Genomic DNA, 26,719 nt, shown 5'->3' on the forward strand with positions numbered 1-26,719 from the left:
TGCCTTGCTGGTGGCGGACAGGTGTCCGCCACCAGCAAGGAGTTATCTCAGTGTGCTGCGCAGGGGCGCCACATCGGGTACATCATGGTGGTCGCCGGAATCCCGTCGGGGAACGGGATCGGCTTGGGCAGGTCCCGGTAGCCGTGCCGCGCGTAGAGCCTGCGGCTGTCGATGCCCGCGGCCTCCACGTATGCCGCGAGCGGTTCCTCGCGCTGTGCCAGCACTCGATGATGCGCTTCGAGCAGCGCGGTGCCGATGCCGCGGCCCTGGAGCTTGGGATGGACCGCCAGGATCGCCAGGTGGTCGTGGCGTTCGCCGGTGGGGTGGTGCCGCTCCAATTGCGCGTCGAAGGCCCGGAAACGGTCCACCCGGGCGCCGGTGACCTCGGCCAGCCGCGTGTCGTAGTCGGCGCCGTCCTCAGAAGCCTCGTAGCCGTCGTGACTGTCGTCCCGGTAGGAGATCCACAGCGCCGCCGCGGTCCGGTCGGCGGTGGTGTACACCGTTCCGCTCGCTAGCGCCTGATCCACATACAGGCGGAAGTAGTCCGGGAACAGTTCCTCGCGCTCCGCCGCGTCGGGCACCAGCCAGAGCGAGGCCGGCAGGTCGTGGAACGCGAGGGCGATCAGGCTGCTGAGTTCAGCCGCGTCGGCCGGCTGCGCCTCGACCACCTCAGCCGTACACGGTTCGGGCCTCACGCGCCCTCCCCGGCCAGCGATCCGGCGGACGCCTTCGTGCCCGAGGCGACGCTGTGCGCGGTGGGCGCTTCGGGTCCGAGCCCGATCACCTCGTATACGTCGGGCCGCTTGGAGCGCAGGTAAAGCGCCCAGCCGACCCCGATCACGGCCGCCACCGCGAACAGCGAGGGCAGCACCTTGCCGGGCGTCGAGGGCGAGGTGTAGCCGAGCAGCAGCGAATAGTTGTTCGCACACAGATACACCATGACGAGCAGGATGAGCACTGATATACCTGGCGCGATCGCCCGGCGCCACAGATTCTCCTCGCCTGGATGCAGGGCGAAATGCCTGACTACCGCGATCGAGGTGAGCGCGAGCAGGATCAGGATGCCGAAGCCGCCGGTCGTGCCGAGCCAGAAGAACAGGTCGGTCTGCGGGTTCCAGCCTCCGGCGGCGTAGGCCAGGATCACCGCGAGACCGACCGCGCTCTGCAGCGCGGACGCGCTCCTCGGCACGCCGTTGACGCCGGTGCGGCCGAAGGAGCCGGGCAACACCTGCTCCCGGCCGAGCGAGAAGGCGTAGCGCCAGCAGGCGTTGTGGAAAGCCAGGGCGGCGGCGAACAGCGAGGTCATGAACAGCACCTGGCCCGCGTTGTTGAGGAAGTCCGAGCCCATCGCGAACAACATGCCAGGACCCTCACTCGCGGCGGTCTTGGCGACGTTTCCGACGCCGTAGTGGATTGACATCACCCACGAAGCCGCGGCATACACCACGCCGATGAGCGCCAGGGCGAAGTAGGTCGCGGCCGGGATGGTGCGCCGGGAGTCACGGGCTTCCTCCGCGTAGACGGGAGACTGCTCGAAGCCGACGTATCCGAGCACGGCGATCGCGAGGACCGCGCCGATGCCGCCCTTGGTCAGGTCGCCGGGGTTGAGCGTGGTGAACGTGACCTTCCCGCCGGCCGGGTGTAGGCCGCCGTCGATCGTCAGGGCGATGATGACCAGCACCTCGAGGGTCAGCAGCACGCCGAGCACGCGGCCGCTCAGATCGACGCGGATCAGGCCGAGCGCGGTGACCAGGGCCCAGGCGGCCAGCGCCCAGATCCACCACTTGATGTCGGTGCCGGTCTTCTGCTGCACATAGGCCTCGACGGTCGGGCCGAGAATCCCGTACAGGCCGACCTGCAGCATGTTGTAGGCGAGCAGGGCGATCAGCGCGCCGGCGACTCCCGCCTCCCGGCCGAGCCCGCGGGAGATGAAGGCGTAGAAGGCCCCTGCGTTGCTGATGTGCCGGGCCATCGCCACGTAGCCGACGCTGAAGAGGCTCAGCACGACGCCCACGACGATGAACGCGGCCGGGACGCTGGTCAGTCCGGTGACGGCGTAGGCGGTGGTGACCACGCCCGCGGTCACCGTCAGCGGGGCCACTCCGGCCAGCACGAAGTAGAGCACTGACGGAACGCCGAGCCGGTCGCGGGCGAGCGCCGCGGAGACGCTGCCCGGCTGCGCGAGTGTGCTTCTTGCCATGGTGGGTGCTCCTATCGGGGACGGACAGGGCCTTGATGGCGGGATCGCCGGACAGTGGGATCGGTCCGGCTCCTGTGTCGGATGGTGGTGGGTAGCGATTCCTCGCAGTCAGAAGCGGTGGGTGGCGATGGCGCTGCCGACCGCCGCCTCGGTCTGGATGAGCAGTTCGGTGAGCGACGCATCGAGGGAGCCGAGCAGCGCCCCGGCCCGCCGCAGCGCGTCCGGGGAGCTTTGCCGGACCTCCCAGAGAACCGGCTGGTCGAGCCCGGTTGCTCGCAGCAGGCCGAGCAGCACCAGGTCCCGGCGCTCTAGGCCGTGGCCCCGGATGAGCTGAGTGCACAACAACGCGGTCGGGCGCACGGCTACGGCCGTAGAGACGGGCAGCCAGCGACTTTCCTGCCACGGCCGCTTGCGCGTCTCGCGCACGAGCAGCCGGTCGTCGGCTAGCCGCCGGCCCACCTCGGTGCGCGCGCTCTGGCCGAAGAACGCCAGCCAGGTGCGCGTCGGATGCTGTTCCTGCTTGAGGAACTCCAGGACGCGGCCGGACAGGTCGTCATCGCGCGCACTCGAATCGAGCACCGCGACGGCGCCCTCGCGCAGCTCGATGCACTCGGCGAGGGCCAGCTCGCCGAGCAGCGCCGCGGCCAGGCCCAGGCCCGCGATCCGCTCCGCGAGCAGCAGCTTGCCGCTGGATTCCTCGTGTGCCATCAGGAAGAAGTCGTCGGCGAGCCGGCCGGTGCCGCTGGTCCGGGGGTCCTGACCATGCGGGTGGGCGGTCACGGCGCCGCCCATCCGTCGGCGAGCCGCGTGGTACGGCGTCGGCGGTCAGCCGGGCGCATGATCGGAGCCTCCAACTTCGGATGACGGCTCGGCCATCATCACGGAACGCATTGTCGTGGAGACTATCCGCTTAACCCGTACAGATTCCAGAGCCCTGACGGATCGGCTTCGAACTCTGCGATCAGACTGCGAGGACCCGCGGGCCGGTGCCGCCGTTTCCTGCTGTCGTACGCTGTCCGTGATCGGGCCCGGCGCACGGAGCCTGGCAAAACGGCGACCGGCACAGAGAGCGGACGAGCGCGCATGACGGAGCAGGCAGGCTGGAGTAAGCGGCAGGTCGATACCGGAAACGGCCTGACTTTCGATGTGGCCGAACAGGGTGACGCACGTGGCCGCGCGGTGCTGCTGCTGCACGGTTTTCCGCAAACGCATCGCAGCTACGACGCGCTCGCGCAGCGTCTGGCACCGCATGGCCTGCGATTGCTCGCACCGGACCAGCGCGGCTACTCCCCGGGCGCTCGTCCGGTCGAGGTCGAGGCGTACGCGGTCAGCGAGTTAGCGGCGGACGCGGCACGGATCCTCGACTCCTTCGGGATCGAACAGGCCGATGTCGTCGGGCACGACTGGGGCGCCGTGGTCGGCTGGGCGCTCGCCGCGACGCGGCCCGAGCGTGTACGTACGCTGACTGCGGTGTCGGTGCCGCATCCGCGGGCGATGGCCGCCGCTCTCGCGGATGAGAGCAGCGGGCAACGCGAGCGTTCGGCGTACATTCAGCTGTTCCGCCAGCCGGGCAAGGCCGAGGACGTGCTGCTGGAGGACGACGCGGCGCGGCTGCGCGCGGTGTTCGAGCCGTTGCCGCAGTCCGCGGCCGAGCCGCATGTTCGTGCCCTGAGCGATCCGGCAAGACTCACGGCGGCGTTGAACTGGTACCGCGCCATGCGGCCGGAGCAGTCGGCCGCACTGCCGCAGGTCACCGTGCCGACCACCTACGTCTGGTCTACCGGCGACATCGCGATCGGGCGCGCGGCAGCAGAGCACTGCGCCGCGCACGTGACCGGCCCTTACCGGTTCGTTGAGCTGGACGGAATCAGCCACTGGATTCCGGATCAGGCTCCTGACGCGCTGGCCGCCGCCGTGCTTGAGCGCATTAGCGGTTAGCGCGGTCGGTTAGAACGAAGACCTAGAACGGATACGGCGCGATCTCGGCGCGGACGGTGACCCAACGCGTCTCGGTGAACGCCTCGACGTTGGCTGCCGCGCCGCCGAAGCGCGCTCCGGTGCCCGAGGCAGCCAGGCCGCCGAAGGGCACGAGCGCCTCGTCGTTGACGGTCTGATCGTTGATGTGCACGAGACCGGTGGGGATCCGCTCGGCCAGGTCGAGGCCACGCATCACGTCGCGGGTCAGGATGCCGAGGGAGAGTCCGTACTCGGTGTCGGAGGCTAGCTTCGCGGCCTGGTCCAGCGTGGAGAACCGGGTGACCGGCGCGACCGGGCCGAAGACCTCCTGGGCGTATGCCGGGGCGTCCGGCGTCACCTCGGCGAGCACCGTGGGCCGATAGAAGAGGTCTTCGTAGGTGCCACCGGCTGCCAGCCGCGCGCCCGCCTCGACGCTCGCGGTGACCAGGCCGTGCACCTTGTCGCGCTGCCCGGCGTCGATCAGCGGGCCGAGTGCGACGGTTCCGCTCGCCGGGTCGCCGACCGGCAGGTGGTCGGCCTTCTCGGCGAGCGCGGCGACGTAGTCGTCGTATATGGCCTCGTGCACGAGGTGCCGGCCGGTGGTCATGCAGATCTGGCCCTGGTGCAGGAACGAGCCCCACGCCCCGGCCGATACCGCGCGCTCCAGGTCGGCGTCCTCGAGGACGATCAGCGCGCTGTTTCCGCCGAGCTCCAGGTGCGCGCGCTTGAAGTGCTCGGCGGCGAGCATACCGACGCGGCGGCCGGCGCCGGTCGATCCGGTGAACGAGATGACGCGCACGTTCGGGTCGGTGATCATCGCCTCACCGGCCGCGACTCCGCCGGGCAGCACGTGAAGCAGTCCCTCGGGCAGCCCGGCCTCCTCGAAGAGGCGGGCGAGCACCACACCGCCACACACGGCGGTGCGCGGATCCGGCTTGAGGATGACCGCGTTGCCGAGGGCAAGGGCGGGGGCGACCGAGCGGCTGGCGAGGATGAGCGGGAAGTTGAAGGGCGCGATCACGCCGACGACGCCGACAGGTACCCGGCGGGAGAAGCTGAGTCGCGGCTCGCCGCTCGGGATCAGCTCGCCGTAGGGGCGGGAGGGCAGCGCGGCGGCTTCGTTCAGCTCGCCGAGCACGAGACCGATCTCGAAGGCGGCCGCGCCGGGCACCTTGCCACCCTCGCGCACGAGCCACTGCTCGACTTCCGCGCGATTAGCCTCCAGCAGCGTGGCGGCACGGCGCAGTACAGCGGCGCGCTCGTGGTACGGAGCGGCGGCCCAGGCCGGTTGCGCCGCGGCGGCGAGCGCACTCGCGCGGGCGACGTCGGCGGGCGCGGCCGAGCCGATCCGGGCCAGCTGCGCGCCGGTAGCCGGTTCGACGACCGCGGCGTCGCCGCCCGCGGCCTCGGTCCAACCGCCGAGGAACAGCTGTCCGTTCCAGGTCGACTGGTCGAGGAATGCTTGGTCTGCCACGGCGGGTCTCCTGCTGCGGTGCGGCCGGGTGCGGCCGGTCGGGGCGGGCGGCACTCGCGGTGGCGAGTGCGCAGGGCGAACGTTCGTGCTGGCTGCGAACATAGGCCGGGACGCCTGAGTAGTCAACGGTTCAACTAGACGGTACAACTGGAACGCGTCGGGCGCGTCGGCGCAAGCCGTTGACCGGCAGTGGGAGCCGCCATACCGTGCGTGCGGATCAACACTGTGTCGGATACCGAGCGGGATGAGGCTGGAGGGGAGCGGATTGTCCGAACCGACGCCGGAAGCCATGCCCCAGCCGAGCCGCGACGCCGCGGGCGCGTTCGTGCAGTCGCTGGACCGCGGGCTCGCGGTGATCCGCGCCTTCGACGCCGAGCACCCGGAGCTGACCCTCTCCGAGGTGGCCAGGACCACTGGGCTGACCCGCGCCGCCGCCCGGCGCTTTCTGCTGACGCTGGTCGAGCTCGGCTATGTGCGCACCGACGGTCGGCTGTTCACGCTGCGGCCGAAAATCCTCGAACTCGGCTATGCCTACCTCTCCAGCCTGAGCCTGCCGGAGATCGCGCTGCCGCATCTGGAGCAGTTGGTGGAGCGGGTACACGAGTCGACCTCGGTCTCCGTGCTCGACGGCGACGAGGTGGTCTACGTCGCGCGGGTGCCCACCAAGCGGATCATGACGGTCTCGATCAGCGTCGGCACCCGCTTCCCCGCGTATGCGACCTCGATGGGCCGCGTGCTACTGGCCTGGCGCTCGGCCGAATGGTTGGACGGCTACCTGGCGTCGGCGAGGTTGAAGGCGCTCACCGCGCACACGCTCGCCGACTCCGAATCGCTGCGCGCGGAACTGGCGGCGGTGCGGGAACGCGGGTGGGCGATGGCGGACCAGGAACTGGAGGAAGGGCTGCGCTCGGTGGCCGCGCCGATCCGGGACCAGTCCGGTCAGGTCGCCGCGGCGATCAACGTCGCGACGAACGTGTCACGAACCAGCGCCGACGAATTAATCGAGCGGATCGTGCCGCAATTGCTGGCCACCGCGCGCCTTATCGAGCAGGACTTCACCCGGTCCACCGTCGCGCAGCCGTCAGCGGCTAGCCGGCAGCCGGTCCCGAAGCCCTGATGATGTCGAACCGCAGCAACACTCGCCGGTCACGCACCATCGCAGCGCGGTACTCACCCCAGTCGGAGTGTTCACCACTCAACGTGCGGTAATAGTCGACCAGTGCGTCAATGCGGTCCGGGCCATCCGCGAACTCGGCCTGCCCCTCGACTTGGACCCAGGGCCCGTAGAAGCTTTCGCCAAATACGCACAGCGCGACGCGTGGGTCGCGGCGGGCGTTCTTCGTCTTGGCGCGATCCTCGGTGACGCTCACGATGATGCGTCCTTGGGCATCGACGCCGGGCGTTACCGGCGACATCTGCGCCTGTCCGTCCCGGCGGTACGTCGTCAGCACGCCACGCGGATTCGCGGCCACGAACTCGCGCGCCCGCGCGATCCGTTCGACCTCGTCGCTCAACGGGTCTCCCCTCTCCCCTGGCTGCGCCGACTACCCATCAGTTCCCTTGTCGGCGGCTCGCCTCGGCGTCAACCGAAGTCAACCGGATCGGCGGGGCGGCGATTCCCGCGCCGCGCCGAGTCAGGCCTGAATTCCCCCGCGGGAGTAGCCGACCAGATAATCCGGCATGCGTATGCCCTCCGCGAGAGCCTCGTCCGGAACTGGCGCACCGGCGGTGAGGGTGAGTGGGATGAAGCCGGCCCAGTGCGGCAGCTCAAGATCTTCCGGCTCCTCGCCGATATGAGAGCCACGCGCCTTGAGTGAGACCTCGGTCAGTTCGATCGCCACGATGGCGGTCTTGGCGAGTTCCTTGCGCGTCGCCGGACGGGTGTCCTTCGACCGGCCCTCGGCGACGTGGTCGATGAGCGCGGCCATGGCGGCGAGCTTCTCCTCGTCGGAGCGCACGACGCGGGCGGTGCCGTGGATGACCACGGAGCGGAACGGAGCCGAGTGATGCAGCCAGGAGCGGGCGAACACAAGGCCGTCGATCAGTGTGATGGTCACGCCGACCGGTTCGCCGTCGAGGAGCGCGAAGCGGCTGCCGGAGGAGCCGTGGATGTAAAGGGTCTCGCCATTGCGCGCGTGGACGGTCGGCAGAACGACCGGGGCGCCGTCCCGAATGAAGCCGACGTGGCAGACCAGCGCTTCGTCGATCACCGCGTGGACGGCGGCGCGATCGTAGGTGGCGCGCGACGGGTAGCGGGTCGGAGTGCTGCGCTCGGTGCGTATGTACTCGTCTTCGTTGTAGTCGCTGTCGATCGCCGCCACCACTTGCTCCCTCGATTGTTCTAGTACATAATAAGATTTGTGTTGGAACAAAGCTCTTGGATCGCAGACTATGAGGTGACCGGATCTCGCGCAAGCGATATCGCGGCGAGCATCGAGGCGGCGATCACGCATGGCCGGTTGACGCCAGGCGCCGCGCTGCCGCCGGTGCGCGAATTGGCCACGCAACTCGGCGTGAACGCCAACACCACGGCGAGCGCCTATCGGCTGCTACGCGACCGCGGCACGGTCGAAACCCGCGGACGCAACGGCACGCTGGTGCGCGAACGACCAGCAACTAGTCCGGCCAGCCGCTCGCTCGCTCTGCCACTGGGCACCGTGGACCTGTCCACCGGCAACCCGGACCCGGCGCTGCTGCCGCACCTGAGCCCTCGTCCGGTGACGCGGCCTCATCTCTACGGCGAAGCGGTGCTCGACCCCACACTGCGCCGCCACGCCGAACGGCTCCTGACCCGCGATGGCATCGACTCCGAGTACCTGGCGTGCACGTTCGGCTCGCTTGACGGCATCGATCGCTTGCTGACCGCGCACCTGCGGCCCGGCGACACCGTCGCGGTCGAGGATCCAGGCTGGGCGCACCTGCTCGACCTGCTCGCCGCGGACCGGCTCACGCCACTGCCGGTGCCGGTGGACGACGAGGGTCCTGATCCGGCGGGCCTGGCCAGCGCGCTGGCCGCAGGCGCGAAGGCGTTCATTGTCACGACGCGCGCGCAGAACCCGTACGGCGCCGCGATCAGCGAACAGCGCGGGATGCAGTTGCGGGCAGTGCTGCGGGACTACCCCGACGTTCTGACGATCGACGACGATCACGGCGCGGACGTCACCGCCGGCCCGCCGCACTCACTGGCCGAGGCGACCCGGCGGTGGGCATATCTGCGCAGCGCGTCGAAGGCCTATGGCCCGGACTTGCGCATCGCGCTGCTGTCGGCGGACGCGATCACGCACGACTTGGTCGCGGGTCGGCTGCGCCATACCGCACGGCACGTTAGCCACATTATTCAGAGCACTTGGGTCGACGCCCTAGCCGATCACACGACGCAGAAGCTGGTGAGCAGCGCCGGGGAAAGGTATGCGGAGCGTCGTACCGCACTCCTCGAGGCGTTAGCGCAGCGCGGCATTCAGGCGCACGGAAGCAGCGGCCTGAACGTGTGGGTGCCGGTTCCCGACGAGAGCGCCGCGCTCAGCGCCCTGCTCGCAGCCGGGTTCGCGGCGGCTCCTGGTGCGTGGTTCCGAATTCGCAGCGCCCCAGGCCTGCGCATCACCACGGCGATCCTGGACCCAACTCAGTGCCATCGGGTCGCGGACGCGCTCGCCACCGCGATCCACCGACAGCCCGATCCGGGGACCGGCTGGAGCTGACCTAGCTGACCCCTCGTCAGAGGATTACAGCTCCGCGGGGCGCTCGTTGTAGATGCCCGCGTACTCCTGACCGGAAAGCTTCTGAATCTGCTCGATGACCGTGTCGGCCACCACTCGGCGCGCCCGCGAGTTCTCCGCCACGGCCTCGCCGGGAAAGTCCAGCTTGGTCGCGTCGATCGGCTCGCCGAACCGCACGGTGACCGGAACTCGCTTGGGGATCTTCGCCCCTACCGGTAGCACTTCGCGGGTGCCCTGCACCGCCAACGGCACGATCGGCGCGCCGGACTTGAGCGCCAGCCAGCCCACGCCGACCTTGGCCCGGTAGAGCCGGCCGTCCAGCGAGCGCGTGCCTTCGGGGTAGATCACGAACGCGCCGCCGCTGTTGATCACCGCGAGCGACTGGTCGAGCGAGTCCATCGCGGCCCGGTGGTCGCCGCGGCGCACCGGAATCGCGCCGATCGCCGTGAAGAAGGCCTTCATCGTCCGGCCCTTGATGCCTTTGGTCTCGAAGTACTCGGCCTTCGCGATGAAGGCGACGCGGCGCGGGGCGAGCATCGGGATGAGGAGGGAGTCGACGAAGGAGAGGTGGTTGGAGGCGAGGATCACCGGACCGTGGGTGGGGATGTTCTCCCGCCCCTCGACCTTCGGCCGCCAGATCAGCAGCGTCAAGCGGGTCGTCAGGGCCTTCAACACCACGTAGAACACGCCACGCCTCTCTAGTCCGTCACGGCGCCGTTGTCCGTGTTGTGCGCGCGGGGCCGGAATCGAAGGATACGGCCTCGCCTCGTTCGGGTGACAGCCGCCCGACACGTCCGGCGCAGTCTGGCACCGGCCCCGTCGCATCTGCCAACCTCACGTTCACTGTGCTTGATACAGCGGCTGTCGTCGATGCCGATGACATGATCAATACCGGTGGCGGCGGGCCGCTGCCGGCGCGGGTGTACGCGTCCCGGTTGCCGCGTGACCGCCCTGCGCTCGGCCCGGACGGCGGGCCGGCGACGCGCTGGACCGACCCGCGAGTCGCGGCGGCTTACGCGGAATGTGACGACCAGATCGAGCGCGATGTGCTCTGGCCACTGCTCGCTGACGCGGTACGCCCGGAGCAGGCCAGGCGCGTTCCTGGGCGCCCGGACGGCACGGTGCTTGACCTGGGCTGTGGCCTAGGCGGTCTCGCGCAGTATCTGGCGGACCGTCATTGGCTGCGCGTCTACGCATTCGATGTCTCCCCGGCGATGCATCGGATCGGAGCGAGGCGGTTCCGGGACGCGTGGGTCGTACGCACGCTCCCGGACTCGCGAGGTCGCATCCCACTGCGGCGGGCGCAATGCACCGCAGCCATCGCGCACCGGCTGTTGCTCCATCTGGAGCATCCCTGCCTGATCGTCGGATTGCTGACGGAGGCTCGCAGAGTGCTGCGTCGCGGCGCGCGTCTAGCGGTCGTCGAGCGCGATACGCGCGGATGCGTGCGTGACGCGACACTGAATGCGGACCGCTCGGCTGCGCCGCCCCGCTCGGACGGCGCCGCGTACATCGAGTACTACCGGCTGCGCGACGGTTCGGCATTGCCGACGACCGCGTGGTGGTACTCCCCCACGGCCATCGTCGACTGCATGGCCACAGCCGGGTTCCGCATCGAGGAGATCCGGGTTCTGCCATGCCCGGACCGTCCGCTGCTCTATCGCGCCGCGGCGATCTGACGGCCGGCCCCTCGGTGTTCGCCTTGAGTTAGCCGCCGGCCGCGCGCAGCGCTTGCGTGATCCCGTTCTCGTGCGGGCCGAGGAAGGTCGGCTTCGGCGTGAAGATGCCCTGGTACATCGCGCTCGCTCCGGCCAGGATCTCGCGGGCCTCGTCGTTGAGGTACTCGTCATGGGCGAGCCGCCATCCGGCGGTGCCGTCGCCGACCCCGTAGGTCTCGATCCCGGCCGCGCGGCACAGGTACACCGCGCGCGGCACGTGGAAGGACTGGCTGACGACGATGGCACGGTTGACTCCGAAGACCTGCTTGGCCCGGTCGCAGGTCTCCCAGCTGTCGAACCCGGCATAGTCGAGCACGATCAGCCGGCTCGGCACGCCGCGCGCCTCAAGGTAGTCGCGCATGGCCTTCGGCTCGTCGTAGGTGGGCGTGGAATTGTCGCCGGAGACGAGAAAGACCTTGATCTTGTGTGCCCGCCACAGCGTGAGGGCCACGTCCAGGCGTGAAGCGAGGTACGGGCTCGGGGTGTCACCGAAAACCCCCGCGCCGAACACGATGCCGACCGGCTCGGCGGGGACGGTGGAAACGGAGCGGACGTATTGCTCGCCGTTGAGCCGTACGAAGGACACCGGTAGGAAGAGCAGTACGGTCGCGACGCAGATCAGTTGGTAGGTGCGACGCAGCCGCCGACGCCAGTCGATCGGGCGCCGAGCGCTGTCCGTACTCGCCGAGTCGGCCTGGTTATCCGGCTGCTGGGCGTCGGCCTCCACAGCGGGCACACCGGCTACTGCATCGTTGTCGTCAGGAACCTGCGTCACCGTCCGCCGCCTCCCCCACTACCCGGCCTCGACCCGCAAGGTCATCTGCCGGAATGGACTCGCGGAACGCCGAACCGGTTGCGATTGCGGTTGCGGCTCACACCGCGCGGGACCGGCGGCGCACAGCCAACTCGTCGACGACTCCGTGGCCGAGCAGCGCGGCGGGCGGCTCGGCTGCCGCGCCATCCACCGGCTCGCCGGGCAGTTGCGTGAGCACCGCCTCGACCTCACGCCACACCGCGCCGACCGAAATACCGAACACGCCTTGTCCGGCGTGCACCAGTTCCACGACCTCCTCGGCCGAGGTGCACTCGTACACAGTCGCGCCGTCGCTCATCAGCGTGATGCCGGCGAGTTCCGCGCTGCTGCGCGCGTGGACGTGCGCGACGGCGGCCCGGATGTTGTGCAGCGAGACGCCGGTGTCCAGCAGCCGCTTGACGATCTTGAGAATGAGGATGTCGCGGAAGTTGTAGAGCCGGCCGGCGCCCGAGCCAGCTACCGGAGTCAGCGAGGGGCGCACCAGGTCGGTCCGGGCCCAGTAGTCAAGCTGCCGGTAGGTGATCCCCGCTGCGGCACACGCGACCGTACCCCGGTATCCGTACGTGTCGAAGGGATCCGGGGCAGCGCCCCGCGCTCCAGTGGGAACCGCGCTCAACGCCGACCTCCGTTCCGCACGCCGTACTTACCGCTGACTGCTTACCGCGTTAGTTGCCGTCTGCCGTCTTCGTTCGCCGTCTGTCGTATACCGCGCACCGCCCGACCCACACCACCGGCCGCCGCGACGCCCGTTGCGCCTCTCGGCCGAAAACCCGCCCCGTCAGTTGTCTTCCCATCCCAAGCCGGTCCGGCAAACCCTCCGAACCGGTGACCGGGCCCGCCCGGACGGCCGCCCAGCCGTCCTCGCGCGCCCCGCGCACGCATCCGTTCCTGCAGGCTCTGCCGACCGTACGCAGTAGCCCCTCCCTCGTCAACGACCACCGCGTTCGCCACGCCGGGCGACCGGGAGCACGCCGACCGGATCAGGCCTCGAAATCCTCCGGCGAGATCTGGTCGAGGAACTCGCGGAACCGCTCCACCTCGTCCTCCTGGTCGTCCGGCAGCAGGATGCCGGCCTCGGCGAGTACCTCCTCGGCGGCGAAGATCTTCGCCCCGCAGCGCAGCGCCATCGCGATGCCGTCGGAGGGGCGGGCCGAGACGGTGACCCCACCGTCGAAGACCATCTCGGCGAAGAAGGTGCCGCCGCGCAGCGAGGTGATCCGCAGCGCGGTGAACCGCCGCCCGAGCGCCTTGAGGGTGTCGCGGAACAGGTCATGGGTCAGCGGCCGAGGCGGCGCGGCCCCCTCAAGCGCGGCCGCGATCGCGCTCGCCTCGCCCTGGCCGATCCAGATCGGCAGGAACCGCTCCCCCGAGCTCTCCCGGAGCAGCACGATCGGCAGATTGGACGGCAGTTCGACGCGAACGCCGACAACGTCGAGTTCGTTCACGATAGACACCCTAGCGCGCGCCGGGGCGCACAACCGCTCCAGGCGGTTGATTCCAAGGCCTGGCGGCCGAAACGGCCAACAGGCCTCGTTCAGGCATGGTGCGCAGCGGGAAAAGGCACGGGAAAACCGGTCGAGGAGGCTAGGGAATTCGAGACACGGGCTAGGCCCGCGCGACCGCGTTCCGGCCCACTGCCGGCAGCCCTGGGCCGAGACAGCCGGGCGCTATGGCCTTGGCTCGGGCGCGCCTTCAGCCGCGCAGGAGGGCGGCGCGGACCAGCGCGGCGTGCAGGCGCACCGCGGCGGCTGCGGCCTCGGCGCTGCGGCCGGGAGCGGCCAGCAGGGTGCGCTCGCGCCGGGCCGCGTCACGAGCGGGGCCGGGCGAGGTCGCCGAGGCGATGAGTTCCGCGACCCGGGCGGCCGACGCGGCCACCGCGCGCAGGTGCCGCGGCTCCATGCCGAACTGGGCCAGTTCCGCGGCCGCGCGCGCGACCAGCAGATCCGCTCCGCCCGCCGACCGGTTTCCGGAGAGCAGGCCGTACTCCACCAGCCCGTCCACCCAGGCCCGGTCCGTGCGCGCCGCCGCCGCGAGCTGATCGCGGTCCAGCGCCACCTCGCCCAGGTCGGGGGCGAAGAATTCGGGGTCCGGCCAGCGGCGCTCGGCGCGCCGGGACGCGGCCGTCGACGGGACGGCGCCGTTCGGCGTCGTGCCATTCGGGCGTGCGGCGCTCGATCGGGACGTATCACTCAGGGCTGTGCCACTCAGCGTTGTACCGCGCGGAACTGCGCCGTTCAGCTGCGCAGCATTGGCGGCGGACGCACTGGGCGCCGCGGCTCGCACCGCAGCATCCGTGGACGGGGTCCCGGGCACGGCATCCGGCGCCGCCTCGGCGCCAGCCAGATCAGAACATTGCGATGGATGTGAGACGCCCTTCGGCGGGACATCGAAAAGCGCTTCCGTCGTCGGCCGCAACGCGCCCTGATGCCGGCTCGCAGTGCCCTGTAGGTCGTCCACCGCGGCCGAGCGTGCCGCCGGCACGCGGGAGGAGGCGGCGCGGCCGCTACGCGCCGTCGTGCGGCCCGCAGCGGGAGCCTGCGGGCCCGGGTGGCCCCCGTGGTGCGCCGCGCCGGACGTGAGATCCCGCGCCACACCCACCGCCGCGAGCGGCTCCTCAGCTTCGGAGTGTCCGGCAGCCGGATGCGTCAGCGGGTGTTCAGCTCCGGAGAGGTCGGCGGGATCGGGGCTGCCCGGCCAAGTCGCCCGCTCGGCGCCCGCGGCCGGATGCCCGGCCTGCTCCTGGTCCGGCAGCTGGGCGGACTGATTCGTCAGCACGATCCTGATGAGCTCGAGGTCCGCCTCCGAATAGCGGCGGTACCCCGAGGAACTGCGCGCCGGCACGAACTGCCCCGACGCCTCCAGCCGCCGCAGCACAGCCGCGGTGACCCCGGGAAACTCGCCGGACAGCGCGGCCGCCGCCTCGCCGATCGTCAGCGTGCGCCGAGCCAGCCGGCCGTAGGAGGAAGGGGCGGCGTGCGCCCGCCCTCCGGTGGCGACTCGGCCCTCGGCCGCACCGCGCGCAGTGCGCGTGCCAGCTCCACTACCGTTCGTCGACCCGCGCGTGCCCGCCATGGTGTCTCCCGGTCCTCGTGGTGCCAGATGCTGCTCGGTGCCCTCACCGCTTTCGGATCCAGTATGTCGGGCCCCTCCGACAAGATCGGAGGACTGCCGGTCGAACCGGATCCAGCCCGGCCGTTCCAGCTTGCCGGGTGCTGCGGGCGTGCGTCCACGCCACGCGCCGCCGCTTTACCGCTTTGCGGGGCGCCTTTAAGTCAAATCAGCGCTGCACGAGACCAAGCGACGTTGCACCACTACCGCCGCGTTAGCGCGCGCCGGTGAGGAACACCAGCCGGTACTTGCCGATCTGGACTTCGTCGCCGTCCGCGAGCAAGACCTCTTCGATCCGCTCTCGGTTGACGTAGGTGCCGTTGAGGGAGCCGACGTCGCGGACGAGGTAGCCCTGAGAGGCGCGGGTGAATTCAGCGTGCCTGCGGGAGACCGTCACATCGTCGAGGAAGATGTCGCTGTCCGGAGCACGGCCGGCCGAGGTCACCTCGGTGTCCAGCAAGAAGCGGCTGCCCGCGTTCGGCCCGCGCTGCACCACGAGCAACGCAGTGCCCGCTGACAGGTCCTCGGTCACCCCGACCTGCGGGTCGGCAAGCTCACCGGCGGCCGGTTCCCCGGTGTCGGTCAGGTTGACGGCGCCGAGCGCGAGAGTGGAAGTCACCTCGGCAGGCCGTTCGCCGAAGCCCGAATCCGTCGGCACCGCGCCGGGTACCAGCGGGTTGCCGCAGTTGGAGCAGAAACGGCTGCCTTCCGAGTTGGCGTGCCCGCAGCGGGCGCACAACGGCATCGATCCGACCTCCCGCCGCGGCTCCGGCGCGGCAGCTCGTGACTGGCTGTGGGCGCCGCCGGGAGCGGGAGGCGGCGACGCATCGAAACCTAGGCGTCCGTCCGGCTCCGGGTCAACCGACCCGCCGGGCGGCGCAGGGACCGGGTTGTCGCCCCGGCTGCGGCCGAACCGACCGAACAGCGCCACTGAACCCTCCGCCGCCCTTCTTCCGGCCGCCGACTACTTTTCGGCGACGGCGCGGTAACCGGCGGCGTCCAGCAAGCCGTCCAGCGCCTCGGGTCCGGATACCTCGACCTCGAACATCCAGCCCTCGCCGTAAGGGTCTGAGTTCACCAGCTCCGGGTTCGCGTCCAGGGCGCCGTTGACGGCGCTGACAGTGCCGCTGACCGGCGCGTAGATGTCGCTGACCGACTTGGTGGACTCGAGTTCGCCGCACGGCTCGCCCGCCTGGATCTCGACCCCGGACTGGGGCAGCGTGACGAACACGATGTCGCCGAGCGCGTCCTGCGCGAAGTCGGTGATGCCTACCCGCAGCACCGTTCCGGAGTCCGCCCTGACCCACTCGTGCTCAGCGGTGTACTTCAAGTCCTCGGGGATGTCAGCCGTGGCCACTGCGCTGCTCCGTTGCTGGTTGTGGCGCCGGACCGGTGCCCCGGCGGGTCTCGCCGGTGTGCCCCCTTGCCGCGCGTCCGTGGTTTGCACTGTCAGGTAGCTGGTGTCGCGACCATACACGGTGGCCAGGCCGACCGACCACACAGCCACAATGCCTGTGGCCGGTCCGCCTGACATGTGTCTTATGCGCCCGTTACGCACCCGCCTGTTCTACGACCGCCGCCCACAGACCGAGCAGTTCGTCAGCCGATTCGGGATCCGGCCCCTCGGCCCACAGGTGCGTTACCGCCTCTGCCGGATCGGGCAGCACGAGCGTCCAGCGGCCGTCGGATTCGACGATGCGTACGCCGTCGGTCGTGTCGAGAACGCGATCCTGCGCGGCCTCGACGACCGTGCGCATCACCATGCCCTTAGCGGCCCACGGCGTCGGTACGTCCATCCGGCGCACGTACGCGCGCGGAATCCGGGAGTCCGCTTGAGACAGCGTCAGATGCGTGCGTGCCAGCAGACCGAGCAGCCGCGTGAACGCGGCGATGCCGTCCAAGGAGGCGTGGAATTCCGGGATGACGAATCCGCCGCGTCCGTCGCCACCGAAGATCACACCCTTTTGCGCGGCGACGCGGGTCAGTTCGTCCGGCGCGGTGGAAACCCACTCGAGACCGACCTTGTGGAAGGCAGTGACTTTTTCAGCCACGCGCGTCGACGTCACGGGCAGCGCAATGGTGCCTCCGACCCGCTCGGCTGCCACCAGGTCCATGAGGACCAACAGCGCGCGCTCGTCGTCGATGCGCGCTCCGGTCTCGTCCACGAGCCAGATCCGCTCGCCGACCGGATCGAACCGAACGCCGACCGAGGCACGGGAGGAGGACACCAACTCGCCGAGCCGGCGCAGCGCCGCGGCCTGCTCGGCGGGCGACTCGGTCGGGTGTGCCTCATCCATGCCGAGGTTGACGGTGAACGCGTCGACGCCGATCCGGCCCAGCAGCGCCGGCAGCACCAGTCCCGCGGAACCGCCGCCGGAGTCGACGACGATCTTCATTCCGGACTCCGGAACGCCGGACACGTCGACCCGGCTGAGCAACTCCTGGACGTAACTTTCAAAGATCCGGGACGGGGTGGCCAAGTCGCCGATCTCGCCGGGGAAGGCGCGGCGGAACTCGGCGCGCGAGTACACGCGGTCGAGTTTGCGTTGTGCGGCCGGCGAAAGATCGGCTCCGGTCGAGTCGAGGAATTGAATCTCGACCGAGTCGGGCACTCCGGGAGTGGTTCGGATGGCGACTCCGCCGACCGTGCCTCGTGCGGTCTGGAGCCGCGCCACGGGCATCGGTACGCACTCAAGGTCGCGCACGTTAAGCGCACTCGATGTGAGCGCCGCGATAACTGCTCGCTTAAGGGCACGCGCGGCACGCGAACCATCGCGGGCGGCAGTTACTGTCGCCCCCTTTTTCAAAGTGGTCGCATAAGCACTGGCGAGACGCACCGCGAGTTCCGGCGTGATTTCGACGTTGACTACGCCACTCACTCCGCGCGGCCCGAACAGCGAGCGCTGGCTGCGCTGTTCCCAAATCACGTCGGTGTTGACCACCGCGCCGGCCTCGACCGTCTTGAAGGGGTAAATGCGCACCCCCGCGGCGAGGATCGACTCCTCTTCGATCAGGCATTCGTCGCCGACGACGACGCCGTCCTCGATTCGCGCGGCGCGCATCACGTCGGTGTTCTTGCCGACGACACAGCCGCGCAGATTGGCCTGCGGTCCGATGTAGACGTTGCCGTGGATGACGGCCCGGTGCAGGAACGCCCCGGTCTTGACCACGACGTTGGAGCCGATGACCGTGTGCTCGCGGATTTCTACCCCGGCCTCGACCTTCGAGTAATCGCCGACGTAGCACGGACCCTTGAGTACCGCGGCCGGATCGATCTCAGCGCCTTCGGCCACCCACACCCCGGGCGCGGTCTCGAAACCGTCGATGTCGGTCTCGACCTTCCCGGTGAGTACATCCGCCTGGGCCTTGATGTACGACTCGTGAGTGCCGACATCCTCCCAGTAACCCTCGGCCACGTAGCCGTAGATCGGCTTGCCCTCGGCCAGCAGCCGCGGAAAGACGTCGCCGGACCAGTCCACCTGCTCGCCGGGTGCGATATAGCTGAGGACCTCGGGTTCCATCACGTAGATGCCGGTGTTGACCGTGTCCGAGAAGACCTGGCCCCAGGTCGGCTTTTCCAGGAACCGCTCGACCCGGCCGTCCTCGGCGGTGATGGTGATGCCGAACTCCAGCGGATCAGGCACGCGGGTCAGGCACACCGTCACCAGCGCGCCCTTCTTGCGGTGGTACTCGATCAGCGCGGTGAGATCGATGTCGGTGAGCGCGTCCCCGGAGATGACCAGGAAGCTGTCGCCATCCAGCTGCACCTCGGCGTTCTTCACCGAGCCCGCGGTGCCAAGCGGGGTGTCCTCGTTGGCGTAATACAGGCTCATACCGAGCTCTTCGCCATCACCGAAGTAGTTGCGCACCAGCGAGGCGAGGAACTGCACGGTGACGACGGTCTCGGTCAGCCCGTGCCGCTTGAGCAGCCGCAGCACATGCTCCATGATCGGGCGGTTCACCACGGGGAGCAGCGGCTTGGGCATCGACGAGGTCATCGGTCGCAGCCGGGTCCCCTCTCCCCCGGCCATCACGACGGCTTTCATGATCCGCTGGATCCTCTTTCCCGATGTCAAGGCGCGCGAAAAGCGCGCGGTCGCCCCCGTCGCCTTCTTCCCTCCCCCGTTCGATCTCCCTTAATCAGCGAAGCGGCGCTCAGGGACAGATGTAGTCAAGATCACGTGAAGGACGGCTAGAGAGCGGCTGGCGCCCGGTTAAACGGCGTTACAAGGCCGCGTCAGCCAGCGCGATCGCCCGGCGCGATAAGCCTGCGCACCTGCACGACGTAGAGTCCCGCGGCCAGGTAGTACAGCGCCGTTCCCCAGATCGCGAAGGCCCAGCCGATTTCGCCCGCCGTGTCGTGCAGCCACCCGGTCCCGTCCCCGAGCAGCAGCAACGGGAAGGCGTAGAGCAGGTTGAAAGTGGCGGCCTTGCCGAGAAAATGCACCGGCGGCGGCCCGAAACCGTGCCGCCTGAGCACCGCGAGCGGAATGGCCATCAGGACGTCGCGGCCGACCAGGATCACCGCGAGCCACACCGGAATGATCTGGCGGGCCGCGAGGCCGGCCAGGGTGGCGAGGATGTAGAGCCGGTCGGCCGCCGGGTCGAGCAGTTGGCCGATCCGGCTGACCTGCCCGAAGGCGCGGGCGATCTTTCCATCGAGGTAATCGGTGGCGCCGCTGACCGCGAGCAGCAGGATCGCCCAGCCGTCGTAATGCGGCCCGTCGAAAACCGGTTGCAGGATCAACCACAGAAACACCGGCACGCCGAGCAGTCGCAGCAGGCTGAGCGCGTTGGGAATGGTCCAGACCTGGTCGCCCGGCGTCGGCTCCGTCATGGCAGCGAAGTCTACGGGTTGCCGCACGTCGCGGGTGCGTGCGGCCGGAGTGCGGCAAGTGACCGGGTGATCCGCTGACCGGACCTGTCGAATGCCAAGGGCGGGCAAAGCTTGTGCCAAAGCCCGCGCCGCGGGCTTCCGGCCAACAACGGCGGGCCGTAGCGTTAATTCCGAACCGGCCAGCAGATGACACGTCCATCGGCGGTCGCGAGCACAGAGCACAGCCGTCCGCGCGTCCACGCTTCTCCCCCCTTGGCGTGGCCCCGCGGGCGGCTGTCGTCCTTTTCCGGCCGCCGGGTTTCCGCCGCGCCCGGTATGGAAGAGTATTCGCTCATGGACTCAGCGAAGACGGCGCCCGGGGCGGATGCAATTGCGGCCAACGGAACCGATCAGCTTTCGGCCGCGCCCGCGACGCACCCGACGGGTCGGCAATTCTCGCTGACCGGCGGCGGATATCGCGCCGTGGTCACCGAGGTCGGCGCCGGACTGCGCGAACTGGAATTCCTCGGCGGTAATGAGCCGCGGCCGCTGGTCCATGGATTCCACGCGCACGAGCCGGCGCAGGGCGGCGCGGGCCAACTGCTCGCGCCCTGGCCGAACCGGGTGGCGAACGGGTACTACCGCTTCGATGGGGAGGAGCGGCACCTCGATCTGAGCGAACCCGCGCGCGGCAACGCGATCCACGGGCTGGTGCGGTGGGCGGCGTGGCGAGTTGAGGACCAGTCAGCCGAGCGCATCGTGCTCGGCCACCGGCTGTACCCGCATCCGGGCTACCCGCACATTCTCGATCTCACGGCGACTTACGCCCTGTCAGACGCAGGGCTCGAAGTCGAGGTGACGGCCCGGAACATCGGCGAAAACGTTGCGCCGTACGGCTATGCCGCGCATCCGTATCTGCTGCCGGGCATCGCCGCGGAAGCGGGCGCCGCCGACCAGTGGACGCTGCACGTTCCCGCGCAGCACTGGGTCCAGGTCGACGAGCGGATGAACCCGGTAGGACTGGCGGACGTCGATGGAAGCGGATACGACTTCCGCGTCCCGCGGCAGCTCGGCCAAAGCGAGCTGGATACCGCTTTCGGCGGCCTGCAAAGGGAATTGGACGGCATCGGCAGGGTGCGGCTGAGCGAGCCCGGCGGAGGGTCCGTCACCCTGTGGATGGACCGTGGTTTGGAATGGATCCAGGTATTCACGGCGGACCCGCTCGGCGGGGAAAGACACCGCGCCGCGGTGGCCGTGGAACCGATGTCCTGCCCGCCGGACGCATTCAACAGCGGCACGGATCTGATCCGCTTGGAATCTGGTGTGACGGTTGGCCACCGGTGGGGAATTCACGCGGGTTGAGGTGCATCTGCATGTGCACGCCGAAGCGGACCTGACGGGGCGTCAGGGTAACAACTCGCAGGCCGTCTCGTCCAGTGCCTTGATCTCATGCTCGCTGATATCAGTGTTTTTTCTGACTATGGTTCCTGGCTGCTCCATTCGGGTTTATCATGGCCTGGAGAGTGAGCGACGGCGCTGCCCCGTGCTCTCCCCCGCACCGCACGGACGGGGCATCGGAGCAGCTAGGGGCGCGCGGGGCGATGGTCGCGTACATCGTCAAAGCTCTGCGACAACGCCGTCCGGAGTAGCGCATCAGGATGCGAAGGGGTCAGTAATGAGTACAGCGACTAAGAAATCAACCCTGTTACCGGTCTCGGGCGGCCGGTCGGCGCGTCGCGCCAGGGCGGTGGCGGAGGCGGAGCAGGTACGGGCGGCGGAGTCGTCCTACCGGCCGGCCAGCGGGTACCTCTCCTGGCTGTTGACGCGGGCGAATCGTGAGCTTGGCCGGCAGATCGACCGAGTGCTCGACGAGGTCGACCTCACCGAGGCGCAGTACGGGGTGCTGCAGGCCCTCATCCACCTCAAGAGCGCGTCGTCGGCGACCCTGGCCCGCTCCGTGCAGGTGACTCCGCAGGCGATGGTCGGCCTGGTCGCGGCGCTTGAGCGCAAGGGCTACATCGCGCGCACGTCGCACCCGGGGGCCGGACGGGTCATCACCACCACGGTGACCCCGATGGGCCAGGAGGCGTTCGACACGGCTAAGCGCCGGATCCGCAGCCTGGAGCGCAACGTGCGCAAGACGCTGACCGACGACGAGTACGACCTGGTCGTCTCGAAGCTGGAGAAGCTGAGCACGATAATCTCCGAGGTCTGATCCGCCCCCGGTGAACCGACCGCAGTGATCCGCCCCGGCGGACCCACCCACCCACGGGTCCCGCCCGGCGCGCGGCGAGGTTGGCTTGGAGCCGCGTCGTGCATCGTCCGCCCCCCAGTCCGGCGATGCGCGGCGCGGCTTTCGTATTCCCGCTTTTCGGTACGAATCCGGATCTTCCGGAGCCGCTGCGCCTCACCTTTCCGAACGATCCGGTGAAAGCCCCTGTCGCCGGACGCCGAAGAGGCGATGATGATGTGGAACAGCACACGGACGCCGGCGCGGGCCCGGATCGGCGCCCGTGAGCCACGCGGGCTAGGCGGCGTTCTGGAGCTGTCGCCGGGGCCGGGGCGCGCGCCGGTTGGATCGCCGCCGCCGAGGGAACAACCTTCACCGCGTGGCTGTACCCAAATCGGGCGGAGGCGAGGCGCTCAGGTGGACCCCGTGGCTGACGGAGTCGGGCTCGGCGTTCATCGCGGCGCGCTCTCGGCGCACTCGCCGGAGGCCGTCTTCGCCCCGGAGCGGATCGCCGCGCTGGCCGCCGCGATCGCCCGGAGCGGTGATCAGGTCGGGTCGATGGAAGGGGCCGCGCGGTACGCGGCGGCCGCGATGCGCGGCGCTTTCCCGACAGCCGAAGGCGACCCCGCGGTTGTGCTGGTGCGGATCTTCCAGACCACCCGCTTCGAGCGGTTGACGCCCCAACTGCGCTCGTACGCGCTGGCGCGGATGGCCCCAGGGTCGAGCGGTGAGGGCACCCGCTGTCTGGCGCTACTGGCCACGCTCGGCGACCGGCCCACCTGGTGCGACCGGCACGCCTCCCGCGATCATCAGGCGCTGCCGCTGGCCGGCACCGAAGTCGTGCGACGGGTGCCACTGGGCCTGACCGTGCTGGACCACCTCGTCGGCGCCGACGCGCAGCGCGCAGCGCATCCGCCGCATAGCAGCCAGCCCGATGCCGACGCCTGGCGCGGCGACCCCGGCGGCCACGGGGACTTCGCGCAGGGCGAGGTCACCTATCACGGCGAGCCCAGGCCGACCCGGGTCGCCGTCCACCTCGTTTCCCAGGTGGCCGGCTCCCCGCTGGTTCCGGCGCAGTGGCTCGTCGAGGCGCATGGCGTGGCCTCGGCGCTCGGGCTGGGCGGGATCCTGCCCAGCGGCGAGCTATTCAGCGTCGTGCTTTTCTCCCGGGTGCCGATCGACACGGTCACGGCGCACCGCTTCGGCGCGGTAGCCGAGGCGCTGTGCGCGACGCTTGCACCGTTCGCGCATCTTCCACTGTTCGATCCCGCACCTCCGGTGGGCCGGGTCGTGCCGCGCATCGACACCGGCTCAACGCTCGATGAGCGTTACCAGGCCAGCCCGATCATTCCGCCAAGTCCGGTGGACGGTTCGGCCGGCTGGTCCATGCAGCCGCGTCCCACGGTCGAAGCGGCGCTGCGCGAACAGCGGGAACGGCTGGCGCAGGAGTCGCGGATCGTCGAGACGCTGTACTCGGTCGGCCAGTCCCTAGCCCGGCAGCTGGACCTCGGCAAACTCGTGCAGCATGCGATCGAGGCGGCCAACAGCGTCGTCGGGGCGGGTTTCGGCGTGTTCTTCTATACCGCCTTCGCTGAGGATGGCACGCCGCGGCGCCGTTACGTGCTCGCCGGTTCCCCGCCGGAGAACTTCGAGCGGCTTGAGCAACCGCAGGGCACTGCGTTGTTCGCCACCGATCCGCCGAACCGCTCGACCGTCCGGTGTTCCGATGTGACCCGCGATCCGCGTTACGGTGGCAGCTCGCCGCATCACGGCATGCCGGCCGGGCACCCGCTGGTGCGTTCATTCCTCTCCGTGCCGGTGATCGCGGCCAGCGGCGAAGTGCTGGGCTCGTTCTATTTCGGTCACCCGGACGCGGGTGTCTTCACCGAGCGGGACGAGCAGCTGGCGCAGGGCATCGCGGCGCAAGCGGCCAGCGCGATGGAAAACGCGCGGTTGTACCGGCACGAGCGCGCCACGGCGATGCGCTTGCAGCGATCGCTGCTGCCGGCCGCGCCGTCCCGGATGGGCGACCTGGACGTGGCCACCGCGTACCTGCCTGGCGAGCAGGGCGCGCGGGTCGGCGGCGACTGGTTCGACGTGATACCGCTGTCCGCGGACCGGGTGGCGCTGGTGATCGGCGACGTGATGGGGCGCGGCATCGGTGCGGCCGCGGTGATGGGCCAGCTGCGCGCGGCGATCCAGGCCTACGCGGTGATGGACCTGCCGCCGGCGCAGGTGCTCGACCAGCTCAACAACCTGGTGTGCCGGCTGCCGCGCGAGCAGATCGCCACGTGCGTCTACGCGGTTTACGACCCCTGCGACGGCACGGTGCGGTGGGCCAATGCCGGGCACCTGCCCCCGGCTCTGGTCTGCCCGAACGGCTCGGTGACGCTGCTCGAAGCGGATCTGGGCATGCCGCTCGGCGTTGACGGCGCGGTGTTCGCGGACGCGGTCAAGCCGCTGCCGGAGAATGCGCGGCTGCTGCTTTACACCGACGGGCTCGTGGAGTGCCGGGACCAGTCGCTGCACGACCGGTTGGCCATGCTGCGCTCGGTGCTCGCCGCGCTGTGTCGGCCGGAGGCGCCGGTTAACGTGCAGGAGGGTACGGCGCGGCTGGCTGAGGCGATGCTGACCGGTGCCGAGCACGACGACGTCGCGGTGCTCTACGTCGCTGCGCACCCGGCGGAGACGCAGAAGGCTGCGATTACGCTCTCGCCCACACTCGAGGCGGCCCGCGCGGCCCGCCGGTTCGCCAAGAAGACCACCGCGGACTGGGGTCTCGAGGAGCTGACCGACTCGCTTCTGCAGATCGTCAGCGAACTGGTGACGAACGCTGTGGAGCACGCGCGCACGCCGATGGAACTGCGGCTGCGCCGACGGCCCGCCGCACTGCTGATCGAGGTCGCGGACGGGGACGGCCGGCTTGCCAGGCCGACGCCGACTGACCGGACCGACGAGCGGCACCGCGGGCTGATGATCGTGCAAACGCTCTCGGAGCGCTGGGGAGTGCGACCCACCGGCAATGGCAAGGTGGTGTGGGCGCAGATGGCGAACCCGTATGAGAACGAGGCTCCGAAACCGGCCGCGCCGCAGGACGACGCCCGGAGCGCCCCGAACCAGGCGCCGGATCAGACGAGCGACCAGACCCCGGCGATCAGAACTCGGACCGGCCGGAGGGCAGCAGCGGCCGCAGTTCCTCACGCACCCGCCGCTCGATGACCGCCAGGTAGAGGTTCGCGTCCTCCTCGGCGAAGCGGTCCGTGCCGGGCTTGGCTGCCACGGCCTCGCGCACGTCGTATTGCGCTCCGGCGGTCACGGTGAGGCCGGAAGCGGCGGCGCGGCCGAGCAGTGAGCGGTGGCGGCGTCGGCGTACCGGGTCGCCTGCGGTGCGCAGGACCCCGCGCGGAGCCGTGAACACAGCGATCGGCAGGTTACGCAGGGCACGCACCGCACATGTGAGCGCGGTAGCGGCGTCAAACGGTGCGGTACGGTCCGGGACGCGGTAGCGCTGCGCGATCGGCCCGAGGACGTGTCCGTAGAGCTCGACTTGGAGCAGCCCCGCGCCGGCGGTGGCGTTGATGTATCCGGTCACGGTCAGTCCGGCCGGATCACCGCCGATGCGCACGCGGCGGAAGACCCGCGGTCCGCTGCCGCGCAGTGAAGGATCGGGCGCGTCGGGAAGCAGCCGGACCTCGTTGTCGCCGAGCCGGGTCGCCAGCGCGGGCACGGTCGAGATCGCGCAGTCGTCGATGATGACCGTGCCGCCCTTCTCGGACGGGTCGGCTGGGTCGAGCGAGCCGAGGCCGTCGGCCAGCCGCTCGGATATCCGATCGAGCAGATCCCCCACGTCGAAGGAGCCGGAGCGGGATGCGGCCGGGCCGAGGTCGACCAGCCAGCGGCGGCGCAACGCCTGCGGTCCCGAGCCGACGAACGGGTTCGCCGGGTCGGTCACCGGGTGCTGTTCGAGCCGCCCGTCGGCCAGGCGTTCGCCGAGGACGCCGAGGGCGTGCTGCGCCCACGTCGGCTCGGCGGAGAGCCAGCGGCTGGGGGTGAAGCCGTCGCGACGCAACCGTTCGGCGACGGTGACGTACGCGGCGACCTCCTCGGTGAGCGCGGCCAGCCAGCAGCACAGGGCGGCCGCGGCCGGAGCGCCGAGCCGCACGGCCACGTCGGTCGCGTTCGGGGTGGCCAGGTGCCAGGTCTCCCGCAGTCCGAACGGATCGCAGCTGGTGACGGCGAGACTGAGCAGCACCAGCGCGGCGAAGCCCCACAGCAGCCCGGCCAGCAGCCCGACGTTGCGCGCGACCGGACTGGCCGCGGGGCGCCGGGTGGTGCGCAGGATCAACCAGAGGCCGGCCAGAGAGACGTACCAGGCGGCGACGCTCCAACCGGCGACCGCTACGGCCAGCGCGAGAACGATCACGATCGCGGCGTCCCGGTACAGCCTGCGGGCTCGCGCCGCGATGCAGTGGCGTAGCACGGTGGGCAGATCGAGCTCGGGATGCGGTACGGGCAGCCGGTGCTCATCGACCAGCAGTTCGCGCACCGCGCGGCGGGCGAACTCGGGATCGAGGTGGGCCGCCGCGCACAGGTAGCGGGTGGCGTCCTGGTCCGCAGGCCGGTGCGGCTCCACGGCGGGGCCGCTCATCGGCTCGCCCTTCTACTCCTTGACAGCGGCTCCCATTGT

General features: G+C 69.9%; 23 protein-coding genes. 7 read left to right on the forward strand and 16 right to left on the reverse strand.

Features of this window, described 5'->3' with window-relative positions; genetic code table 11:
* Positions 1-47: 47 nt before the first annotated feature.
* The 3 genes from VN779_RS19320 to VN779_RS19330 form a co-directional block, all read right to left on the reverse strand.
* Positions 48-695 carry a GNAT family N-acetyltransferase gene (locus VN779_RS19320; RefSeq protein WP_325725329.1) on the reverse strand — a complete coding sequence of 216 codons (648 nt, stop codon included), beginning with the start codon at positions 693-695 and terminating at the stop codon, positions 48-50.
* A complete protein-coding gene (locus tag VN779_RS19325) occupies positions 692-2,200 on the reverse strand; it encodes an APC family permease (protein WP_325725331.1) in 1,509 nt (502 codons plus the stop codon). The genes VN779_RS19320 and VN779_RS19325 overlap by 4 nt, the downstream gene beginning before the upstream one ends.
* 108 nt (positions 2,201-2,308) lie before the next feature.
* Positions 2,309-2,980, reverse strand: coding sequence for a GOLPH3/VPS74 family protein (locus tag VN779_RS19330; RefSeq protein WP_325725333.1), 672 nt, complete (start codon positions 2,978-2,980; stop codon positions 2,309-2,311).
* A gap of 303 nt (positions 2,981-3,283) precedes the next feature.
* On the opposite strand from VN779_RS19330, the gene VN779_RS19335 reads away from it, so the two are divergent.
* Entirely contained in the window at positions 3,284-4,138 is an 855-nt protein-coding gene (locus VN779_RS19335) for an alpha/beta hydrolase (RefSeq protein ID WP_325725335.1), read from the forward strand.
* Between the two features lie 22 nt (positions 4,139-4,160).
* Here the strand turns inward: VN779_RS19335 and VN779_RS19340 are convergent, their stop codons facing one another.
* Positions 4,161-5,732 carry a benzaldehyde dehydrogenase gene (locus VN779_RS19340; RefSeq protein ID WP_414639723.1) on the reverse strand — a complete coding sequence of 524 codons (1,572 nt, stop codon included), beginning with the start codon at positions 5,730-5,732 and terminating at the stop codon, positions 4,161-4,163.
* Positions 5,733-5,919: 187 nt separating this feature from the next.
* On the opposite strand from VN779_RS19340, the gene VN779_RS19345 reads away from it, so the two are divergent.
* Positions 5,920-6,747, forward strand: a complete 828-nt coding sequence (locus VN779_RS19345; RefSeq protein WP_325725338.1) for an IclR family transcriptional regulator — start codon at positions 5,920-5,922, stop codon at positions 6,745-6,747.
* On the opposite strand, the gene VN779_RS19350 is transcribed toward VN779_RS19345, so the two are convergent.
* Positions 6,719-7,144 carry a PPOX class F420-dependent oxidoreductase gene (locus VN779_RS19350; RefSeq protein ID WP_325725340.1) on the reverse strand — a complete coding sequence of 142 codons (426 nt, stop codon included), beginning with the start codon at positions 7,142-7,144 and terminating at the stop codon, positions 6,719-6,721. The two genes, VN779_RS19345 and VN779_RS19350, sit on opposite strands and share 29 nt — an antisense overlap.
* A gap of 120 nt (positions 7,145-7,264) precedes the next feature.
* The gene (locus tag VN779_RS19355; protein WP_325725342.1) at positions 7,265-7,951 is read right to left on the reverse strand and encodes a pyridoxamine 5'-phosphate oxidase family protein; all 687 of its coding nucleotides are present in this window, start codon (positions 7,949-7,951) and stop codon (positions 7,265-7,267) included.
* A 75-nt stretch (positions 7,952-8,026) separates the two neighbouring features.
* Here VN779_RS19355 and VN779_RS19360 point away from each other — a divergent pair, with 75 nt between their 5' ends.
* Positions 8,027-9,328, forward strand: coding sequence for an aminotransferase class I/II-fold pyridoxal phosphate-dependent enzyme (locus VN779_RS19360; protein WP_325725344.1), 1,302 nt, complete (start codon positions 8,027-8,029; stop codon positions 9,326-9,328).
* Positions 9,329-9,352: 24 nt separating this feature from the next.
* Here VN779_RS19360 and VN779_RS19365 read toward each other — a convergent pair whose 3' ends face one another.
* Positions 9,353-10,033, reverse strand: coding sequence for a lysophospholipid acyltransferase family protein (locus VN779_RS19365; protein WP_325725346.1), 681 nt, complete (start codon positions 10,031-10,033; stop codon positions 9,353-9,355).
* A 194-nt stretch (positions 10,034-10,227) separates the two neighbouring features.
* On the opposite strand from VN779_RS19365, the gene VN779_RS19370 reads away from it, so the two are divergent.
* Positions 10,228-11,025 carry a class I SAM-dependent methyltransferase gene (locus VN779_RS19370; protein ID WP_325725348.1) on the forward strand — a complete coding sequence of 266 codons (798 nt, stop codon included), beginning with the start codon at positions 10,228-10,230 and terminating at the stop codon, positions 11,023-11,025.
* Positions 11,026-11,053: 28 nt separating this feature from the next.
* Here the strand turns inward: VN779_RS19370 and VN779_RS19375 are convergent, their stop codons facing one another.
* The 8 genes from VN779_RS19375 to VN779_RS19410 all read right to left on the reverse strand — a co-directional run bounded on the left by VN779_RS19375 (position 11,054) and on the right by VN779_RS19410 (position 19,823).
* Positions 11,054-11,839: a SanA/YdcF family protein gene (locus VN779_RS19375; protein WP_325725350.1), complete on the reverse strand. Its 786-nt coding sequence runs from the start codon at positions 11,837-11,839 to the stop codon at positions 11,054-11,056.
* Between the two features lie 97 nt (positions 11,840-11,936).
* Positions 11,937-12,494 (reverse strand): MerR family transcriptional regulator, encoded by a 558-nt coding sequence (locus VN779_RS19380; protein WP_325725352.1) that lies wholly within the window; start codon positions 12,492-12,494, stop codon positions 11,937-11,939.
* Positions 12,495-12,858: 364 nt separating this feature from the next.
* The gene (locus VN779_RS19385; RefSeq protein ID WP_324843285.1) at positions 12,859-13,323 is read right to left on the reverse strand and encodes a bifunctional nuclease family protein; all 465 of its coding nucleotides are present in this window, start codon (positions 13,321-13,323) and stop codon (positions 12,859-12,861) included.
* A 247-nt stretch (positions 13,324-13,570) separates the two neighbouring features.
* Positions 13,571-14,950 carry a MerR family transcriptional regulator gene (locus VN779_RS19390; RefSeq protein WP_325725355.1) on the reverse strand — a complete coding sequence of 460 codons (1,380 nt, stop codon included), beginning with the start codon at positions 14,948-14,950 and terminating at the stop codon, positions 13,571-13,573.
* Positions 14,951-15,200: 250 nt separating this feature from the next.
* On the reverse strand, positions 15,201-15,731 hold the full coding sequence (locus VN779_RS19395; protein WP_325725357.1) for an FHA domain-containing protein: 531 nt from the start codon (positions 15,729-15,731) through the stop codon (positions 15,201-15,203).
* 219 nt (positions 15,732-15,950) lie between these two features.
* Complete coding sequence (gene gcvH / locus VN779_RS19400) at positions 15,951-16,343, reverse strand: glycine cleavage system protein GcvH (protein WP_325725359.1); 393 nt, start codon at positions 16,341-16,343, stop codon at positions 15,951-15,953.
* 193 nt (positions 16,344-16,536) lie between these two features.
* Positions 16,537-19,032, reverse strand: coding sequence for a mannose-1-phosphate guanyltransferase (locus VN779_RS19405; protein ID WP_325725361.1), 2,496 nt, complete (start codon positions 19,030-19,032; stop codon positions 16,537-16,539).
* A gap of 191 nt (positions 19,033-19,223) precedes the next feature.
* Positions 19,224-19,823: a CDP-alcohol phosphatidyltransferase family protein gene (locus tag VN779_RS19410; RefSeq protein ID WP_325725363.1), complete on the reverse strand. Its 600-nt coding sequence runs from the start codon at positions 19,821-19,823 to the stop codon at positions 19,224-19,226.
* 333 nt (positions 19,824-20,156) lie between these two features.
* On the opposite strand from VN779_RS19410, the gene VN779_RS19415 reads away from it, so the two are divergent.
* From VN779_RS19415 to VN779_RS19425, 3 genes are all read left to right on the forward strand, one after another.
* The gene (locus VN779_RS19415; protein ID WP_325725367.1) at positions 20,157-21,164 is read left to right on the forward strand and encodes an aldose 1-epimerase family protein; all 1,008 of its coding nucleotides are present in this window, start codon (positions 20,157-20,159) and stop codon (positions 21,162-21,164) included.
* 313 nt (positions 21,165-21,477) lie between these two features.
* The gene (locus VN779_RS19420; protein ID WP_325725369.1) at positions 21,478-22,017 is read left to right on the forward strand and encodes a MarR family winged helix-turn-helix transcriptional regulator; all 540 of its coding nucleotides are present in this window, start codon (positions 21,478-21,480) and stop codon (positions 22,015-22,017) included.
* A 441-nt stretch (positions 22,018-22,458) separates the two neighbouring features.
* Positions 22,459-25,251 (forward strand): SpoIIE family protein phosphatase, encoded by a 2,793-nt coding sequence (locus VN779_RS19425; RefSeq protein WP_325725371.1) that lies wholly within the window; start codon positions 22,459-22,461, stop codon positions 25,249-25,251.
* On the opposite strand, the gene VN779_RS19430 is transcribed toward VN779_RS19425, so the two are convergent.
* A complete protein-coding gene (locus VN779_RS19430) occupies positions 25,187-26,680 on the reverse strand; it encodes a hypothetical protein (protein WP_325725373.1) in 1,494 nt (497 codons plus the stop codon). The two genes, VN779_RS19425 and VN779_RS19430, sit on opposite strands and share 65 nt — an antisense overlap.
* Positions 26,681-26,719 lie beyond the last annotated feature (39 nt).

The sequence above is a fragment of the Actinocrinis sp. genome (genome assembly GCF_035605935.1).
GTDB lineage: Bacteria > Actinomycetota > Actinomycetes > Streptomycetales > Catenulisporaceae > Actinocrinis.